Origin of the sequence: Synechococcus sp. UW69, from assembly GCF_900474185.1 — a bacterium.
Lineage (GTDB): Bacteria > Cyanobacteriota > Cyanobacteriia > PCC-6307 > Cyanobiaceae > Parasynechococcus.
Genome location: NZ_UCNW01000009.1, coordinates 365,080 through 383,845 on the forward strand (window position 1 = coordinate 365,080; position 18,766 = coordinate 383,845).

At 48.8% G+C, this 18,766-nt stretch carries 17 protein-coding genes; 7 read left to right on the forward strand and 10 right to left on the reverse strand.

Annotation, left to right across the window (positions count from 1 at the left end):
* Nucleotides 1-36: 36 nt before the first annotated feature.
* The 3 genes from DXY29_RS09480 to ribH all read left to right on the forward strand — a co-directional run bounded on the left by DXY29_RS09480 (nucleotide 37) and on the right by ribH (nucleotide 1,643).
* On the forward strand, nucleotides 37-795 hold the full coding sequence (locus tag DXY29_RS09480) for a DUF561 domain-containing protein (RefSeq protein ID WP_115024770.1): 759 nt from the start codon (nucleotides 37-39) through the stop codon (nucleotides 793-795).
* Between the two features lie 113 nt (nucleotides 796-908).
* Nucleotides 909-1,097 (forward strand): photosystem II reaction center protein PsbZ, encoded by a 189-nt coding sequence (psbZ, locus tag DXY29_RS09485; RefSeq protein WP_006850156.1) that lies wholly within the window; start codon nucleotides 909-911, stop codon nucleotides 1,095-1,097.
* Between the two features lie 63 nt (nucleotides 1,098-1,160).
* Nucleotides 1,161-1,643: a 6,7-dimethyl-8-ribityllumazine synthase gene (gene ribH / locus DXY29_RS09490; protein ID WP_115024771.1), complete on the forward strand. Its 483-nt coding sequence runs from the start codon at nucleotides 1,161-1,163 to the stop codon at nucleotides 1,641-1,643.
* Nucleotides 1,644-1,647: 4 nt separating this feature from the next.
* On the opposite strand, the gene mutS is transcribed toward ribH, so the two are convergent.
* The 6 genes from mutS to DXY29_RS09520 all read right to left on the reverse strand — a co-directional run bounded on the left by mutS (nucleotide 1,648) and on the right by DXY29_RS09520 (nucleotide 9,404).
* A complete protein-coding gene (gene mutS, locus DXY29_RS09495; RefSeq protein ID WP_115024772.1) occupies nucleotides 1,648-4,359 on the reverse strand; it encodes a DNA mismatch repair protein MutS in 2,712 nt (903 codons plus the stop codon).
* A gap of 113 nt (nucleotides 4,360-4,472) precedes the next feature.
* The gene (gene pseI, locus DXY29_RS09500) at nucleotides 4,473-5,522 is read right to left on the reverse strand and encodes a pseudaminic acid synthase (protein ID WP_115024773.1); all 1,050 of its coding nucleotides are present in this window, start codon (nucleotides 5,520-5,522) and stop codon (nucleotides 4,473-4,475) included.
* Nucleotides 5,519-6,223: a methionyl-tRNA formyltransferase gene (locus DXY29_RS09505; protein WP_198410537.1), complete on the reverse strand. Its 705-nt coding sequence runs from the start codon at nucleotides 6,221-6,223 to the stop codon at nucleotides 5,519-5,521. Before DXY29_RS09505 ends, pseI begins: the two co-directional genes overlap by 4 nt.
* Before the next feature lie 255 nt (nucleotides 6,224-6,478).
* Nucleotides 6,479-8,098 (reverse strand): UDP-2,4-diacetamido-2,4,6-trideoxy-beta-L-altropyranose hydrolase, encoded by a 1,620-nt coding sequence (gene pseG, locus DXY29_RS09510; protein WP_170952178.1) that lies wholly within the window; start codon nucleotides 8,096-8,098, stop codon nucleotides 6,479-6,481.
* The gene (locus DXY29_RS09515) at nucleotides 8,095-8,796 is read right to left on the reverse strand and encodes a PIG-L deacetylase family protein (RefSeq protein WP_115024775.1); all 702 of its coding nucleotides are present in this window, start codon (nucleotides 8,794-8,796) and stop codon (nucleotides 8,095-8,097) included. Before DXY29_RS09515 ends, pseG begins: the two co-directional genes overlap by 4 nt.
* A 152-nt stretch (nucleotides 8,797-8,948) precedes the next feature.
* Nucleotides 8,949-9,404, reverse strand: a complete 456-nt coding sequence (locus DXY29_RS09520; protein ID WP_115024776.1) for a GNAT family N-acetyltransferase — start codon at nucleotides 9,402-9,404, stop codon at nucleotides 8,949-8,951.
* Between the two features lie 71 nt (nucleotides 9,405-9,475).
* On the opposite strand from DXY29_RS09520, the gene uvrB reads away from it, so the two are divergent.
* The 4 genes from uvrB (at nucleotide 9,476) to DXY29_RS13055 (ending at nucleotide 15,246) form a co-directional block, all read left to right on the forward strand.
* Complete coding sequence (gene uvrB, locus DXY29_RS09525) at nucleotides 9,476-11,515, forward strand: excinuclease ABC subunit UvrB (RefSeq protein ID WP_115024777.1); 2,040 nt, start codon at nucleotides 9,476-9,478, stop codon at nucleotides 11,513-11,515.
* 240 nt (nucleotides 11,516-11,755) lie between these two features.
* Nucleotides 11,756-12,391, forward strand: coding sequence for a hypothetical protein (locus tag DXY29_RS13050; RefSeq protein ID WP_136987742.1), 636 nt, complete (start codon nucleotides 11,756-11,758; stop codon nucleotides 12,389-12,391).
* A gap of 62 nt (nucleotides 12,392-12,453) precedes the next feature.
* Nucleotides 12,454-13,728, forward strand: a complete 1,275-nt coding sequence (locus DXY29_RS09535) for a surface carbohydrate biosynthesis protein (RefSeq protein ID WP_115024779.1) — start codon at nucleotides 12,454-12,456, stop codon at nucleotides 13,726-13,728.
* Nucleotides 13,729-13,746: 18 nt separating this feature from the next.
* Nucleotides 13,747-15,246, forward strand: coding sequence for a hypothetical protein (locus DXY29_RS13055; RefSeq protein ID WP_136987743.1), 1,500 nt, complete (start codon nucleotides 13,747-13,749; stop codon nucleotides 15,244-15,246).
* On the opposite strand, the gene DXY29_RS09545 is transcribed toward DXY29_RS13055, so the two are convergent.
* From DXY29_RS09545 to DXY29_RS13060, 4 genes are read right to left on the reverse strand one after another with little or no spacing between them, the layout of a single operon-like run.
* Nucleotides 15,247-16,005: a HisA/HisF-related TIM barrel protein gene (locus DXY29_RS09545; RefSeq protein ID WP_115024781.1), complete on the reverse strand. Its 759-nt coding sequence runs from the start codon at nucleotides 16,003-16,005 to the stop codon at nucleotides 15,247-15,249. It abuts the gene before it with no gap.
* A complete protein-coding gene (hisH, locus tag DXY29_RS09550; RefSeq protein WP_115024782.1) occupies nucleotides 16,002-16,622 on the reverse strand; it encodes an imidazole glycerol phosphate synthase subunit HisH in 621 nt (206 codons plus the stop codon). Before hisH ends, DXY29_RS09545 begins: the two co-directional genes overlap by 4 nt.
* On the reverse strand, nucleotides 16,619-17,749 hold the full coding sequence (locus tag DXY29_RS09555; RefSeq protein ID WP_198410538.1) for an N-acetyl sugar amidotransferase: 1,131 nt from the start codon (nucleotides 17,747-17,749) through the stop codon (nucleotides 16,619-16,621). Before DXY29_RS09555 ends, hisH begins: the two co-directional genes overlap by 4 nt.
* A 17-nt stretch (nucleotides 17,750-17,766) precedes the next feature.
* Entirely contained in the window at nucleotides 17,767-18,723 is a 957-nt protein-coding gene (locus tag DXY29_RS13060; RefSeq protein WP_136987744.1) for a class I SAM-dependent methyltransferase, read from the reverse strand.
* Nucleotides 18,724-18,766 lie beyond the last annotated feature (43 nt).

The following is an 18,766-nucleotide window of genomic DNA, read 5'->3' on the forward strand; positions in this document are numbered from 1 at the left end:
CGGTGTGAGAATTGGGGCATTGCTGTCCAGTCCCCCATGACCCGTCTTCAGCAGCTGCCCGCTTCTCTGCAGCGCAGCCTCGAGCAGCGCTCTGCGCTCAAGGTGATCGCTGGCCTGATGAATTTTGATGCCGCCAGCGTGGAGCGGGTCGCCCGTGCAGCAGGGCGTGGCGGTGCTGATCTGATCGATGTGGCCTGTGATCCTGCCCTGGTGCGCCTGGCGATTGAGGCCTCCGGTGGCGTGCCGGTGTGTGTGTCGTCGGTGGAGCCCGAGCAGTTCCCCGCGGCCGTGGCCGCCGGTGCGCAGATGGTGGAGATCGGTAACTACGACGCCTTCTATCCCCAAGGCCGGATTTTTGATGCCGCTGAGGTGCTGGAGCTCACCCGCCGCACCCGCCAACTGCTGCCCAACGTTGTGTTGAGCGTCACGGTGCCCCACGTGTTGCCGATGGATGAGCAGGAACAGCTGGCCATCGATCTGGTGGCGGCCGGTGCCGATCTGATCCAGACCGAGGGCGGCACCAGTGCCAAGCCCTTCAGCGCTGGTCACCTCGGCCTGATCGAGAAGGCTGCTCCCACCCTGGCGGCGGCCCACAGCATCAGCCGTGCTGTCGACGTGCCCGTGCTTTGTGCTTCGGGGCTCTCGGCGGTGACGCTGCCGATGGCGATTGCCGCCGGTGCCGCCGGCGTGGGTGTCGGTTCAGCGGTGAACCGCCTCCAGGATGAGCTGGCGATGCTGGCTGTGGTGCGCGGTCTGCGCGACGCCTTGGGCAGCGCTGTCGCGACCCGCGTCTGAGCCTGAATCACCGCTGAGCGGAGCGCTTTTCCCCTTCAGGGTGTGAAGAGTGCTCCGCTCACTCTCGGGAGCAGCGGCTCTCGTGTGAAAATCGAACCCTGACTTCCAGTTCCATGCAGTTCATCAACACGCTGACCGTTCTGGCCCTGGTGGTGGCGTCTTTTGCCTTGATCGTTGCGGTGCCGGTGCTGTATGCCTCCAGTGAGGACAGCGGCCGTTCCAACCGACTGATCCTTTTGGGCAGTGCTGTTTGGGTCGCCCTGGTGCTGCTGAACTGGGGTGTGAGCTTCTTCGTCGTCTGATTTCGTCTATCAGCCGCAACCGGCGGGTGCCACGATGGCTGAGATTCAGTCGGCACCTTCCCAATGGCCACGTTCGAAGGACGTTTCTCTGACGCAGCTGGTCTGCGCGTCGGCATCGTCGTGGCTCGTTTCAACGATCTCGTCACCGCCAAGCTGCTGAGCGGCTGTCTCGACTGCCTCAAGCGCCATGGCGTGGATGTGTCGGAGACCAGTTCACAGCTCGATGTCGCCTGGGTGCCGGGTTCATTTGAACTGCCGATCGTGGCCCAGCAGATGGCCCGCTCCGGTCAGTACCAGGTGCTGGTCACCCTGGGTGCCGTAATCCGTGGCGATACCCCCCATTTCGATGTGGTGGTCGCAGAAGCCAGCAAGGGCATTGCGGCGGTGGCGCGCGACACCTCCGTGCCCGTGATCTTCGGGGTGTTGACCACCGACACGATGCAACAGGCGCTGGAGCGGGCTGGCATCAAGAGCAACCTGGGCTGGAGCTATGGCCTGGAGGCCCTTGAGATGGGCAGCCTGATGCGCGCGTTGCCTTCGGCTTGATGCTTCAGGCCGCCAGCTGATCCAGCACCTGACGGGCCCGTTGCACTACCGGCTTGGGAACGCCGGCTAAACGCGCCGCTTCGATGCCGTAGCTGCGGCTGGCGCCGCCGGATTGCACCTGGTGAAGGAACACCAGGTCGTCGCCGGTTTCTTCCACCAGCACCTGGAAGTTGGCCACGTTGTCGCGTTCGGAGGCCAGGTTATTGAGCTCGTGATAGTGGGTGGCGAACACCGTGCGGCTGCCCAGATCGCCTGCCAGGTGCTCGCTCACTGCCCAGGCAATCGAGAGGCCATCGAAGGTGGCGGTGCCCCGCCCTATCTCATCGAGCAGCACCAGGGAACGATCGCTGGCGTGGTGCAGGATGTTGGCGGTTTCGGCCATCTCCACCATGAAGGTGGACTGGCCGGCGGCCAGATCATCCACAGCCCCCACCCGGGTGAAGATCCGATCGGCGATGCCCACGCTGGCGGATCGGGCCGGCACCCAGCTGCCGATCTGAGCCATCAATTGGATCAGGCCGATCTGGCGCAGATAGCAGCTCTTGCCACTGGCGTTGGGACCCGTGAGCACCACCAGGTCGGTGCCATCCCCGAGTTGCACATCATTGGGGGTGAAGGCGGTTTCCACCAGCCGTTGCTCCACCACCGGATGGCGGCTGGCCTCCAGCTGCAGCCCACGGCTGTCGGTGATGCTGGGGGCGCAGTAGCCACCGCTGGCGGCCACGTCGGCCAGGCCCGTGAGGGCATCAAGGGCCGCAACGGCGCGGGCCGCCTGGCGGATCGGGGCGGCCATGGCGCCCACCTGCTCCCGCAAGTGGCAGAACAGTTCGTATTCCCGCTGGCAGGCGCGGGCCCGCAGCTGGAAGATGCGGCCCTCCCGCTCCTTGAGGTCGGGGGTGATGAAGCGTTCCTCGTTGGCCAGGGTCTGGCGTCGGATCCAGTGGTCCGGCACCGAGCTGGCCTTGGCTTTGCTCACCGCCAGGAAGTAGCCGAAGGTGCGGTGGTGCTGCAGTTTCAGGGTGCTGATGCCACTGAGTTGGCGCTCCTGCTGCTCCTGATGGCTGAGCCAGGCGTCCTGATCGTCCAGCTGGTTGCGCAATCCATCCAGGAGAAGGTCGACCCCGTCATGGATCAGATCGCCTTCCGAGAGCGATAGCGGCGGTGCTTCCACCAAGTTGTGGCGAATGGTCTGGGCCAGTTCGGCCAGGGCCGGATCGGGGGTCAGCAGCTGCTGCAACCAGTCGGGGCCCTCGCTGATGGCAGCCTCCAGCCGTGCCGTGAGTTGGGGCAACCGCTCCAGACCATCGGCGATGGCCACCAGATCGCGGGCACCGGCATGGCCCGCGCCGGCCCGGCCAGCCAGCCGTTCCAGGTCGCCCATCGGCCGCAGCAGCTGGCGGATCGTCAGCCGCAGGCTGCGTTCACCCACCAGGCTGCTGACCAGATCCTGGCGCTGCTGAATGGCCTGGAGGTCCATCAAGGGAGCTTCCAGCCAGCGGCGCAGGCAACGGCCGCCCATGGCGGTAAGGGTGCGATCGATGGCCCAGAGCAACGACCCCTGCAGCTGGTTGTCGCGTTGGGTGGCGGTGAGTTCGAGGTTGCGGCGGGTCTGGGCATCCAGCACCAGGGCATCGCCGCGGTGCACGATCGCCGGCACCTCCAGGGGAATGCGGCTGTCGTCTTCCAGGGGCTGGGTGTCTTGCAGGTAGCGCAGCAGGCCGCCGAGGGCCTGCAGGGCCAGGGGATGCTCCGGCAGGCCCAGGCCATCGAGGCTGCTGAGGCGGTAGTGCTGCTGCAGGGTGCGCTCCGCCTCGGCGGGGCTGAAGGGGGTGCTGGCCATCGGCGTCAGCCGCAGCCGTTCCGGGCACCAGGCCGGCCGGCCCGCGTCGTGGCCGGCGGCCCAGAGCAGTTCGGAGGCCTCCTGCTGGGCCAATTGCTGGTGCAGGGCGCTGCTCTCCTCCCGCTGCATCACCTGCACCTCGCCGGTGCTCACATCAGCGCTGGCCAGGCCCCAGCGCAGCGGTTGTTTGCCCTGGGCTGGCTCCACCACCACCGCCGCCAGCCAGTTGTTGCGGCGGGCGCTGAGCATGCCCTCCTCCAGCACGGTGCCGGGGGTCAGCACCCGGGTGATGTCCCGCTTGAGCAGGGCGCCTTTGGTGGGGGTGGTTTCGAGCTGATCGCAGAGGGCCACGCTGTAGCCCTGCTTGATCAGTTCGGCGCAGTAGCGCTCGGCGGCATGGTGGGGGATGCCCGCCATCGGCACGCGGCCGATCGCCTTGCCGCCCTCCTTGCCGGTGAGGGTGAGTTCGAGCACCCGGGAGAGTTCGATCGCGTCTTCGAAGAAGCACTCGAAGAAGTCGCCCAATCGATAGAGCAGCACCCGCTCGGGATGGGCCGCCTTGAGCTCCACGTAGTGGCGCAGCATCGGCGTGAGCTGCTGTGGATCCAGTTGGCTGTGGTGGGCCCAGGCCGGTTCGTCGCTGCTGGGTTCGGGATCGCTCGCCCCTTGGGGCTCAGCGCTGGTGTCGCTTGCGCTGGCCTGGCGTGTTCGGGGCCGGGCGGCGGCATCGGCCCCCAGCTCGTCGTCGCTGAGATTCTGGCTGGCCGTGGGGGACTTGCTAGCTGAACCCCAAATAGCAGGCGCTGTGGGCTCAGGAGCGCCGAACAGACTTCCTTGTAGTGCCTCATCCTGGGGTTGGGAATTGGACCGCGGCATCTGCAGCTTTCTCGGAACCGGATCGTACCGAGAGTGCTGCTCTCTAAATCTTTAATTCCAAAGCTGAATGGAGACTACGTGTGATTGGTATATTGGTTGGAGAAAATCTTCGTTTAAATAAGCTGATCCAGGCTTAAAGGTGTCCCTGAGTCGTAGCCTCGCCTGGCCTTTCGTCCCAGTAGTTGTTGGTAGAGATGAGGTGGTGCACCGTCACCAGGACGAACGATTCGAATATTCTCCGCTGTAAAGACATCACCTTCGATGATGTCTTGAGCGACATAAATGGATCGGCGAAATACGAGGCTCTTGCGTTCCGCTTCCGTTGGGCCATAGCGCACTGTCCCAAGGGCTTGCCAGGCTCGTTTTGATTCCTCAACCAAGTTCGCCATCTCCTGAGGCTCTAAAGAAAAGGAGCTATCTACACCGCCGTCTTTTCGCGCCAAGGTGAAATGTTTTTCAATCACAGAAGCACCCAGAGGCACTGAGGCAACAGCAACCCCAAGGCCCATGGTGTGGTCGCTGAGACCTACTTCGGTATGGAATAAACCGCGCAGATGGGGGATGGTGCGAATATTAGTGTTTACGGGACTCGCTGGATATGTGCTCGTGCATTTCAGCAAAATTAGTTGGGTGCAACCTGCATCGCGAGCAGTATTCACAGCCAGTTCGAGCTCACCAAGGCTTGCCATCCCCGTTGAGATAATGAGAGGTTTTCCTGTAGCTGCCGCTTTAGCAATTAAGGGTAGGTGATTATTTTCGAAACTGGCTATTTTGTATGCAGGAGCATTGAGCTCTTCTAGGAAGTCGACGGCTGTTTCGTCAAATGGTGAACTGAAACAGATCACTCCCAGGTCGCGGGCGCGCTCCATGATCGGAGCATGCCATTCCCAGGGTGTATAGGCAAGTTTGTAAAGGTCATGCAAATTTTTCCCAGACCATAGAGACTCAGCATCATCAATTTCGAAACTTCCGCCACGCTTGTCCAGCGTCATGGTGTCAGCGGTGTACGTTTGCAATTTGATGGCATCTGCGCCCGCTTTAGCGGCAGCTTCAACTATCTCTAATGCTCTTGCCAAGCTCTGGTTGTGATTGCCGCTCATTTCGGCAATCACAAATGGTGCATGGTCTGTACCGATGGGTCTGCCAGCTATTTCAATCGTCATGAGGAGGGTTCTTGTTTAGGAGTTTGGACAGTTGCTGTTGAGCTAATCCTCACGTCGGCGTAGAGGCCATCGCTCCGCTGGGAGACACGTCTGAATTCCAGTCTCATGCCATTTACTTCCAAAAACGCGTGTGGATAGCCTGCTGCATCAAGCATGCGGATCTGGTCATACCAAGCAGATAGCTCGCCTTCTGTGCAGAGAGACAGATTGCTTTGGGCTGGGGTTCGTCGAGTGAACAGCACAGGATTGCCATGCTGTGGCTTGGCTTTTGGTCGCTCGTGAACTATGCGTTCAATCATTTTTTCAATCAATTTATCAGCCTTGAGAAAAATTTCCTCAGCGCTCCCATGGAGATCCAATGGCTCTTTGAGATATACATCACCCGCATCTAATTCCTTACAGCAACGCAGGGCTGTGAGCATTGTGGTGACATGTCCATGTTGGATCAGATTCTGCAGTGGGCTGCCGCCACGACCATAGGGCAGGTCAGTCATGTGAAAAATGACGGTCGGCCACCTACCCCAGACTGACTCCGGGATCAAGTAACTCCAGTGCGGCACAAAGATCCATTGGGGATTGATTTCAGCGATGGACTCTGTTCTGAGCTGCTCTGGACAGGAGACGATCTCAACATGTCGATCCAGGCGTCGTGCGAGACGCTCGGCAATGGAACTGTTCCACGGTTTGCTGGACAGGATCAAGAGACCTTGTTGTTGAGTAGGTGAGATATCGCTCATTTCAAAGGGTTTTGCAAATACACGTGGTAGAGGTCGGTGGGTCTCATGGGACTGAAGTTATTTTCCCCCAGTGCCTGAGTTTTGGACCTGATGAGCTCATTCTGGCTATTTCTCAGTAGGCTGAGGTCTTCGGTTTGTGATTCCTTTAGATCCACCTTCGCAATGGAAAAGCCAGATCAACTGCCATAGGTCCGTATTGAGCTTGTCTTGTGTTCTTGATTATTGAGGTCGTCCATGAGGGGATGCCTTGTGCCAGCGAATTACGCCTCGATCCCGTGGAATGCCAATCAACGCTCTCTCTTTGGCAAAGTTGGCCCGGCTAAAACATGCATTACTTGCCGCGTTGCTAGCCAGTACCTCAGCAACAGCATCGATGCCAGGTCCCCAGTGCTCCTCCATGGTTTGCAGACCAAGGCGCAGCATTTCTACTGCCAGGCCATAGCCACGTGCACAGCGGTCAATTGAGAGATCAATCGTGGCCTCGTGACCACCACTATTGGCATGGAGCAGCTGCCTATCGAAGCGGATCTGGCCAATTGGAATATCCTCCTCGGTCGTAGCAATGAGAAGCAATCGATTGGGATCGTTCAGGCCCTTTGAAAACCATTGTTTGTGAGCAGAAGGACTGATCGGATTTCTCGAAAAGCTGTTCGCCCTCACCTGATAATCATTTGCCCAGCGGAGAAGTACGGCTTCATCCTTTTCCTCGACCCGCCGAAGTTTAATAGCTGATTGCGGGCCGAGCACCGATAGGGCTAGACGAGATGCACCATTGCCATCGGTGAGGTTGCTGCCAGCGTCATGGAAACTTTCAACGCTATTGGTGATTTGAGATAGCAGTTCGGCCCTAATTTGCTCAACACTCACTGTTGTCGCATCGCCAAGGAGTTTGCAATGACCAGCCTGATCGAGGGCTTTGGCGATAGGCCTTTGATTTGCAGCTATAGTTATCATTAGAGTAGGTAATTTGAGGCAAGCACGCTCCCAGGTAGTGGCACCTCCGGCGCCGATCGCTATATCCGCTCGTGCGATCAGTCCCGCCAGACTTGGCAGAGGGCCATGAAGAGTGGTTTTTGCTCGTTGAGCTATCAGATTAGTAACTTTTTTTCGGTGTAGCGTCTGGCGCCCGAGAACCACATCCACCGCAACGTGGGCTAAATCAGCATCCATTAGTGCTTCTAGGGCCCGACCGGAGAGATTGTCAGAATCCACTCCTCCGAAAAATATAAGCACCCTGCTCAACTGCTTACGAAGCGGCACTAACGGCTGAAGCTGGCTGTATTCCGGCCCCAGTAGGGCATAGTGCGGACCTATTAATTGGCGGCAATCGGTTGGCACTAGCCCCTGGTATCGCTGTTCGCTAGCTGCACCTAAGAAATTTTGATCCAATAACAGGTCTGCCAAGTGAGGTCGATTTGCCAGGTCATCTATTACCAGCAACTTTGTGTAAGCATCTTCACCAAGTCCGATCTTGACTTCTGATTGCCACTTGGCGTCAAGTCCATAGTGATCCACTACAAGCCAATCACTCTTGCCGGTCTTTGCTAACGAAAGAGCCTTCAGACAGTCGTGAGCATCCTGCGCTTGGCTGCAACCGAGCCAGGATTCATAGAGCTTTCGACCCTCCAATCCATCGCATAACGCAAGCTCTTGTTCCGGTAACGCCAGCACTCGAAATTCTTTCTCCAGAAGGGCGATGAGATCACCAGGTTGGCGACGACAGATAAATACAACTTCTGCGCCTTGCTGCAGCAACATGCGGGCCAACGTTCGGCAGCGAATGACATGGCCACTGCCAATTGAGAAAGATGCGTCGCAGCGAATGAGAATCCGAGTCACACCACCTGCCGTAGTAAGAAGAACGCCTCCGCTGCCTCCACACCGACCTGGGCTCCACGCCAGCGGGCCAGGCTTTCCAGAGCTTCTAAAGAGCGAGCATGAGGCCAAGGGCGCATCTCACTTGCATAAGCCAATAAAGCCTCGCGCTTGCGTTGCCACTGATTGGAAATGTCAACAAACCAGTTGGGTAGGAATGCCGGCGCTGATCCGGGTGGTTGCCATTCGCTGCTACTGGCCACTTCGAAGCTGAGCATTCGTCGAACAGGTTGTCCAGGTGAGGGCCTACAGGCTGTGACAACGGCCTCGTGTAGTCGCCGATGATCTACATTCACATCACCGGAATGGTGCACGTAGACCATTTGAGGCCGATGGTGCTCAATGCGTTCTTCAATTTGCTTGACGAGGTCTAGACGATCAAGTGAATCCAGACGATTGTCCGGAAAATCTAGAAGTTCGACTCCTGCTGCTCCAAGAATCGATCCAGCTGCCTGTGCAGCTTTGCCCAGTTCAGATAGTTCTTCTTTGGCATGCAGACGATCACGCTGTGGCTGCCGGGAGGTTGCTCCCTCGGCCATGATCAGCACCTGCACGTGATCACCTGCATCGGAATGCTTAGCGATTGTGCCGCCACAACCGAGCACTTCATCGTCTGGGTGAGCGGCGATCACTAACACTTTTTGGTCTTCAGAAGGTGGCATTGTTTTGGGAACCTGCTTGAAAAATTAAGAGTTTTGCTTTCTGGTGGCGAACGTCTGCCTTTTCGCAATTCCTCTTGGGGATTTGTAGCCGTTGTGCGTTGGCCTGTTGCAGAATGCTTTTTGATCCAAATCATCCATCTTTTGCGATCTGCTCAGCGTCGCAGCACCATCAACTGTTGGGGATCGGCATCCTTGAAGCCCAGTTGCCGATAGAAGCCAGCGCTTTTAGTTGTCATTAGATATACCCTTTCAACGCCCACTACGGGCGGGGCATGCAGCAGTTCTTCGATCACCCTGCGGCCCAATCCATGGCCCTGCAGATCGCCGGCTACAACGATGTCCCAGAGCACGGCCCGGCTGAAGCCATCGGAGATGGCTCGGCCGAAGCCCACCAGCCGCTTGCCGCGCCAGAGGCTCACCACGGCGTCGCTTCCGGCCAGCAGGCGACGAAGTTGGTTAAAGCTGCGGCCGCGGGCCCAGAAGGCGTGTCGGTCGAATAGCCGTTGCAGCTTGATCAGCGCTCTGCTGGGGAGCAGACCTGGCCCGAGACCGAGCCACCGTAGGCCGGGGGCACCTGGAGCATGGTGGACCAGCTGGATCGGGGTCACATGTTTGGAAGCCGCAGCATTTCATCTTGCTCCCCGGCGATAATTGCTCTGCGCCGTTTGGCACCTCACCCATGCTCGCCTACGACCTCACGGCTCCTTATTCCCCCAAGGGCGACCAGCCCACGGCGATCGACCAGCTCGTGAGAGGGGTTAACGGCGGTGAGCGCTATCAGACCCTATTGGGGGCTACCGGAACGGGTAAGACATTCACGATGGCCAACGTCATCGCCCAGACCGGTCGGCCAGCGCTGGTGTTGGCCCATAACAAGACCCTGGCAGCGCAGCTCTGCAATGAGCTGCGGGAGTTTTTCCCTGAGAACGCCGTTGAGTACTTCATCTCCTATTACGACTACTACCAGCCGGAGGCTTACGTTCCGGTCAGCGACACCTACATCGCAAAGACGGCGTCGATCAACGAAGAGATCGACATGCTGCGCCACTCAGCGACGCGGTCGTTGTTCGAGCGTCGTGATGTGATCGTTGTGGCCTCGATCAGCTGCATTTACGGCCTGGGCATTCCGAGTGAATACCTCAAGGCGGCGGTGAAGTTCGAGGTGGGGGAGACTCTCAACATTCGTGGTCAGCTCAGGGAGTTGGTGAATAACCAGTACAGCCGCAATGACACCGAAATTGCCCGTGGTCGATTTCGGATGAAGGGGGATGTGCTGGAGATCGGTCCCGCCTATGAAGATCGGCTGGTGCGGGTCGAGCTGTTCGGAGACGAGGTGGAGGCGATCCGCTACGTCGACCCCACCACCGGCGAGATTCTGAAGAGCATGGATGCTGTGAACATCTACCCGGCCAAGCACTTCGTCACTCCCAAAGACCGGCTGGACACTGCCATTCGTGAGATCCGTCAGGAATTGCGGGATCGCCTGGATGTGCTCAACGGTGAAGGCAAGTTGCTGGAGGCCCAGCGGCTTGAGCAGCGCACTAAATATGACTTGGAGATGTTGGACCAGGTGGGCTACTGCAACGGGGTGGAGAACTATGCCCGCCATCTCGCTGGTCGTGAGGAGGGCACGCCGCCGGAGTGCCTGATCGATTACTTCCCCGACGATTGGCTGTTGATCGTGGACGAGAGCCACGTCACTTGCTCGCAGCTGCAAGCGATGTACAACGGCGACCAGGCCCGCAAGAAGGTCTTGATCGAGCACGGCTTCCGCCTGCCCAGTGCTGCCGATAACCGGCCCCTCAAGGCCGATGAGTTTTGGGAGAAAGCGCGGCAAACGGTGTTTGTCTCGGCCACGCCGGGCAATTGGGAGATGGAGGTAAGCGGCGGGGAGGTGGCCGAGCAGGTGATCCGCCCGACGGGGGTGCTGGATCCAGTGGTGGAAGTGCGGCCCACCACCGGGCAAGTGGACGACCTACTCGGCGAGATCCGCGATCGGGCTAGCAAAAATCAGAGGGTGCTGGTCACCACGTTGACCAAGCGCATGGCCGAAGATCTCACCGACTATCTGGCTGATAACGAGGTGCGGGTGCGCTACCTGCATTCGGAGATTCACTCGATCGAGCGCATTGAGATCATCCAGGATCTGCGTCTGGGGGAATACGACGTGCTGGTGGGGGTGAATCTGCTGCGGGAGGGTCTGGATTTACCTGAGGTGAGCCTAGTGGCGATTCTCGATGCAGATAAGGAGGGTTTCTTGCGGGCTGAACGATCCCTGATTCAGACCATCGGCCGTGCTGCTCGTCATGTGGAGGGGGTAGCACTGCTCTATGCCGATAATATGACCGACTCGATGGCCAAGGCTATTTCTGAAACCGAGCGGCGTCGGGTAATCCAACATGCTTACAACGAGAAGAACGGTGTGGTGCCCACTGCTGCGGGCAAGAAAGCCAGCAATTCGATCCTTAGCTTTTTGGAGCTCTCTCGAAAGCTCAAGCAGGATGGTCCCGATGCAGATCTTGTGCAAGTGGTTAGTAAGGCAGCCAAGGCTCTGGAAAATGATTCCGATGTTGGACTTGCACTAGAGGCCCTGCCAGAATTGATAGATCAATTGGAGGCGAAAATGAAAGATGCAGCTAAAAAGTTAGATTTTGAGGAAGCAGCCACCCTGCGTGATCGCGTAAATAAACTTCGCCTTAAACTTACTGGGGCGATTTAATTGATCCCCGATAGTACTCCACTATAATATATATTTTGGTGAGATTCGCTAGACAAGTGTTAACTAAAAATATTTCCGAATTTGTTAATAATCAATCGTTTTTAGCTGCTCGTCTCCTGATGTGCTCTTGATATGGGATTTAATTAATTCATAGATATGATATATAAGCCATATTACAAAAAATATCACAATAATTTCGATTGACAGTATATTGTATAATGGATAATTGTATTTCCTGATTTGAAGCCGCAATCCAATCACAAGCATCTTCCAGAAAATTACATTCATCATCAGCCGTCTAGCCTTTTCCTTGTACAAAAAGTCAAAGAAAAGTGTGAATTGAATGATCAAATCTTTGATATAGGCTGTTCATCAGGAAGGGTCTTAAATAGTCTTTATAAAATAGGATTTAATAATCTGGGTGGTTGTGATATTAATGAAGTAAGGGATGCAATGAAGGAAAATTTTCCGGATCTGTATGAATATTTTCTGAAAAATAGTTCCAGACTAGTAGATGGAAAAAAGGGTGATATGAAAGGTATTGATAGAATTATTGGCTCAATGTCCGTTGATTATTTTATATCTCATGGACGGACATTCGATGTCATACTTCAGTACCATGGTCTTGATTGCTATCTCTTCGTATTAGACAATATATTTAAGAATTGCAAAAAGGGTGTGATAATTGTTCAGAATCAATGGTCAAGTATTTATCTAGATTATGCAAATAAATATTGTTTTAGTGGCTGTGAATTATCAATTGGAGAGCATTTATATGCTCTTTACAAGGAAAAAAGGCAATTCCATTGCATTTCAGAAGAAAAAGACAAGAAATCCTTAGATCATAATCTTTTTTATGGTTGTTTTTTGAAGTAATGAAATGACTAACGCCCATTTCCCGATTATGCTAAAATAATTCATATTTTGCTTTAAATACTATGGTAGTTTGCCTTCCTTGCGAAATGTCGCTTCGAGAACTTGATGCTAAATTACTTCTGGGCGTTAGGCTCAGTTCGGAATACTCAAATGATGTTATAATTGGATATGATAAATACTTCACCCATGTACTAAATACCGTTGGGCCTGTATGTCTTCTAGAAAAAAGTGTTAGCTCAATTATGTATAACGGAAGAATTTCTCCAGTAAAGAAACTTGGCGGTAAAGTTATTGTTTCTGATGAAGAAGGCTTTAATAATTTAGGCGTACGAGATACTGAAACATGGTTAGCAAGAGTAGATCCGCGTGCAGTAAAAGATATAGATGTCTACGCATGTTGGGGCAAAAGAGATAAGAATTTTTTCGGGAAAATTCCAGAATTGAGCAAAAAGATGGAAATCTTAGGTAATTGTAGATCAGATTTGCTCAATCATATTGGAAGACGATATTATCGCAGTGAAATTGAAGGTTTAAAGTCGAATTTTGGAGATTTTATTTTTATAAGTGACAACTTTGGAATTGAACTGTACGGCTTGAATAAATTACCAAATTATAATATATCTAAAGAAAAAAATCATGTTATTCAGAAGGAATATAAGCAATGGATGGAGCATGAGGGAATTGAAAAGAGAGAGTATTTTAAAGAAATTCTAGTAAAAACTATTGAGCAACTAAAGTCTGTCCAATTCATTATACGTCCTCACCCTGCGACGGATCCCAGTTTTTGGTATGAAAATTTTGGAAAATATCCAAATTGTCATATTATTAGAAAAGGGCCTGTTGAGCCTTGGATTCATGCTTCAAGATGTGTTGTGACGATGGGATGTACTGTTGGAACACAATCTTTGCTGGCTGGCACACCATTAATTGAAATCATTTCTCCAGATGGTAAGCAACATGGAACAGCAAGTCATCTAATCAATGAAAAAGCACTAAATTCTAGCGAACTTTCTAACTATATAAAGTTATTTTTAAAGGATGGTCTCAGACAAAAACATGACAAACAGATGCTCGAAGAAAGTTGGCAAAATACTCAAATTAGTAGTACCGAATGCTTCTCTAAAATAATCAATCGTCTTTCGTCATCTATACCAAAACCTAAAGCTAAATTTACACCTGGCCCTTTCTTGTTTGATAATGCTAAGTGGAACTATGTACCTACTTTGCAAGAAATCAAGTCTAAGGCTGATCAGGCCTCAATGGCAATGGGATTGCCTTTTATCAATGTTAATAAAGTTAGTACAGGCGTTTGGCACCTAACTCCACTCCCAACCTAACAACTATTTAATTAATTAATGTCTTACCCTCTCCAACAAAGATTATTTGGTTTTTCAGATGATCGTAATTCATTAGATAGTGATTCTCTCAGCAATAAGTATTCATGTAAATTAAATCCATATGATAATTACCTATCTTATTCATCTGCAACAGCTACGAATGTACAACTTGGTCAGTTTAATTACCTTAACACTCTTTTGCAGCAACTTGAAGACTGTGGTGGTTCAACTATTGATATGTGGCAACATCTACGAGATAGAATAAGATCTATTTTTGATTTAGATGATGATGTTGATATAATCTTTGGCTCATCTGGAACAGACATTGAAATGATTGCAACACTCTATGGCATCTCAACAAATAAAAAATGTGCAAATATAGTATCTCTGCCAGAAGAAATAGGATCTGGCTCAAGGCATGCCTCTAAATTGTCTCACTTTTGTAATTATGATAATCATGGAACTTCTGTTGCTAAAGGGGCAAGACTTTCCGGTTTCGAATCAGTAGACCTTTTCTCGTATACATCTGGAACAAAGATAAACTCTTTGAATAGTCAAATTTGTAATGAAAATGAACTCTTGTCGTTAGTATCGGAATTAATTCAAGATGACTATCATGTACAAATTCACCTAATTTATGGTAGCAAATTGGGTAGAGTTTACCCTTCACTCTCAGTAGTCAACCTTTTAGAGCAACGATATCCTGGTAAAATTGATGTAATTGTAGATGCATGTCAATTTAGACTTAATCATCAATGCATCAATGAATGGTTATCTATGGGTAGAATAATACTACTTTCAGGGTCAAAGTTTTTTGAAGGTGTAACATTTTCTGGAATAATGCTTTTGCCTGCAATTATGCGAGATAGAATAAATGATTATAAATCGGCGCTACCAGATTCCTTAAACCAGTACTTTTCGAGGGTCTGTTTTCCTACACGGTTGACAAAATTTGACTCAATTCATCATTCTCCGAATCATGATAGTTTGTTTTTACGGCTTGAGTCTTTTATGTACAACGCTGAGAGGTTTGCAGGTATTAAACAGCATAGGTTAACAGAAGTCATAAACCTCTTCTGTAAAAGATGTGATTCACTTTTTAAAAATAATTCCCAACTAATATGCAAGAAAGTCAATATGCAGTTTAGCCATTCCTATGAAAATGACATCCTTCTCAGCACCATTTTTCCTTTTATTTTATTTTATAAGGGAAGACCTTTGAGTCAAGAAGAGTGTCGTAAAATTTACAGCCTACTAATGACTGACATTTCCCCCCATTTAGATAATAATGACTCAGAATTTAAGCAAATTCTGAGTCTTAATATTCATCTTTGTCAGCCAGTAACATTTGAATATAATAATAGCAGTCAAACCGCAATGAGAATTGCTTTGGGTGCTAATAGCCTAATAGATTTATCTGGCTGCATCTCAAGTAAAATTCAAGATAAGTTAAACTCAGATATTTCAAAAATTGAAATGAAAATGCTATTTATTATAGACAAGATATTAAAAATTTGATCATCTTCTTACATTGTACCCATTAGAATTTAAGGTTTGCTTGATTGTACATGGTGTATGTTCTGTATAGCAAAAAATTGAGCTAGCTGCTATTCCTGAAATTAGATTAGCTTTTGCAGCATCTAAAAAATCGATAGGACTGCCAGCACCACAGCTTAGGACTATAGGGGTATCTAGACCTAAAAAATGCTGAATTAGTGAAAAATTAATTCCTTTCATAGAGCCATCCTTATCTACATCTGTAAGAACTAGCTCGCCAACTGGATTTTTTTCTAAGTATCTGACAACTTCATCAATACTCATAGATGAATAAGATTTAGATCTATAGTCCCATAAACGTAGGGAGGAAGAAGCCTCATCGTATTTAAAATCTAACTTAAGAGCAACACTTTGGAATCCAATTGAATTAGAAATTTCTTGGACACGTTCTGGATCATCTAAAAATATACCTGTTAAAATAATTTTATCAGCACCTCGTTGTATGTATTGTTCTGCATGTTTAACATTCTTAATTCCTCCACCTACTGCTACAGGAATATCGCATTGCTTATGAATCAATTGGAATATTCTTTGAGATATTAATTCATTTTTTACTGTTGAATTAATATCTATTATATATATTTCATCGGCTTGACGAGAAACTTGAAGCTTTAAATGTTGAGAAAGACTTCCAATTGTCCTCCATGGACTAAAATGTTGACTAGTTACAACGTTAGAGCCATTCGATAAAAGGGCTAAAGGAATAACACGAAATTTCATGAGTTGTTAATTATGGAGTGCAAGAGTTTGAAGCCGGCAGGCCCACTTTTCTCTGGATGAAACTGTAAACCAAAAGTCATTCTTGATTTTACAATCGCAGTTATTTCATGGTGATTTTCAGCTAATACACTAGCTATAATTAGATTTTTATTGGAAGGACAACACTCATAACTATGAACAAAATAAAAGTCTTTTGCCTTCACCAAATCATCAAATATCTGATCACCAGAACTGGTATTTAAGCTCATTTCATTCCAACCTAGATGGGGAATTCTTGAAATCGAATCTTTTTTTAATTTAGTCACGGATCCTTCAATAATTGATAAACCTTCGATATTTGGCGATTCTTCACTATGCTGAAAGAACAGTTGCATGCCTAGACAAATTCCAATAATTTTATTTCCTCTCAGAAAATGATTTACGATTTTCTTAGTAAATTCCTGCTGCTGAAGGAATTTCATTCCTTCAGCAAATGTTCCAACACCAGGTATTATAATCACGTCTTCATCTTGCAAAGATACATCACTTGTAAATGGCAAATAGTCGTGATTTGATTTGTGCATATATGCATATATACTTTGAAGGTTGCAGAAATTAAAGGGAACTATGTAAATCATAGAGAAATAGGATGCTTTAGTACTGGAGATTTGTGCTTAAGAACAAGATTTGAGTTAGCATCAGTTTCAAACAGTGAATAATTAGTAAAGTCATCACAAATTTTGTCGAACTCTTTAACAGACATGTCAATTGTAGAAAGTATATCTTCTAAATCCTTGTCAAGATACTTAAATGGATATATTCCGTCGTTTCCTTCAATAAGTTTTATTGCCTCTTCTCGAGTTAATAAACCTCGTCTAATCCAATTACAGGCCATGTCTGTCGAACGGCTAAATCCATATTTAAGAAATTTAAGGTAATCATGAATTCCATGAAAGTAATTATCTAGATTTTCAGAGTTACTTAATGTACCTAGTATGTTATTTGAGCTTACAGTAAAACCTTGAGCTTGTGCTATAAACTGATTAGTCATCCCATTCCATGGGAAATAATCATCGAGAAAAATCCCTTTGGTATTAATATTCTCAACTTTTGTTGATTCTGGATATTCGTATAGAGCTAAGTGGCACGGATTAAGATCAAGACAATCAATTAAATCAGTAACTCTCAGACCATTAAACCCACAGTTTTCTTCCAAATATTGTCTGTCAAATGTTACACCAAAATTTTCATCTTCAATACGCCCCGCACCATATTCTCTCACAGAATTTTCACCCCAAATAATAATTGGTATTTCAAACATTACAGAGGCATGAATTGGTATTGTAAATATAAGAACATGCTCAGGCCACTGAATGTCTCCAACAGTTTCCAATGCATAACGATTTATTTTTTTTCTAACATCCTTATTCACCGTAAACTCAATGTGATCAACACCCATATTCTTACAGTTTTCTAAATTTTGTCTACCTAAATCTGTCAGTAAATCTGTCGGAGCTGTTACACATAGTGGATTAAGCCCTAATTGCTTGATTTTCCATACTTGATAAGTGCTATCTTTCCCACCAGAAACAGGGATAATACAATCATAATTAGGATTTACTTTGTTAGATTTGATTAAATCGATTAAATCGGATTGTTTGTTTTGAGTATAAAAGTTATTAGATTGTTTTCTTTCATACCATTGGCAAGCTGAACAGATACCTTCAGAGTTAAATCTGAGACTTGGCTTTGTTTCAGGATACAAACACCTTGTACAATATTTCATTTTACTCTTGATACAACTTGGATTTTATAGCCTAGATTGTTTTCTAAAATTATATCGGATGAGAATAAATCATTTATCTTCGAGTGTGAGGTGTATTGTGGATTATAAGGATTGTCATAGTTCATATAATTAGTGATTGCAAAGCTGTCATCTATAACAGTTCGAATTTTTAGAATTTCGAAACCACAAAATTCAAGCGTCTCCTGAATACCACGTATTCCAAATAAAGTTAGATGTTCAATGCCATCAAACATATTACAATGTTCTCGGAGAACTCTCGCTGATAGAGAGTCACAAGTCGGAATTTGTATAAACAAAAGACCTCCAGGCTTTAAATTAGCTTTAATATTTTTAATATATGCGATTGGGTCTGGAATGTGTTCTAGTACATCCCATAAAGTAATTACATCAAAACTCCTATTCACTTCACCTATTGATGAGCCAATAATATTTATTCCTTGCGATAACGCAAAATTACTTTCTTTAATATTTGGCTCAATACCAAATGTTTTGGCTCTAATAGTTGAAACATCGGAAAATACTTTTAAAAATAATCCAGTGCTACAACCTATATCAAGCACGTCTATTTGAGACTGATTACAAAATTCTTCTATCATAGTAGAGCCGGCAGTAAATATGTTCTTATAAAAATCTATCTCTTTTTCATGCCAGCTCTGGGTATTTGATGGGTAATTAATGTAAAATTTGTTGAGTATATCTGAGACAAAGTAATTGTTTAAATATACTATATTGCAGTCATTGCAATGAGAGTATTGACCACCATTTTTTGAAAAAAGTGTGTTATTTTTCTTTCCACATTTCGGACATCCAATATCAACTCTATCTACCTCACAATTAATTGAGGATAAAAATTCAGAAAAATATTTTTCGAATTCATCGACTTCTCTTTGCCTTGAAGCATGCAATGCTTTTTGATCTTGTGTGCTTTTCAACAGATTACTTATAGCCTAATTACTATAGCACATTTCATCAAGA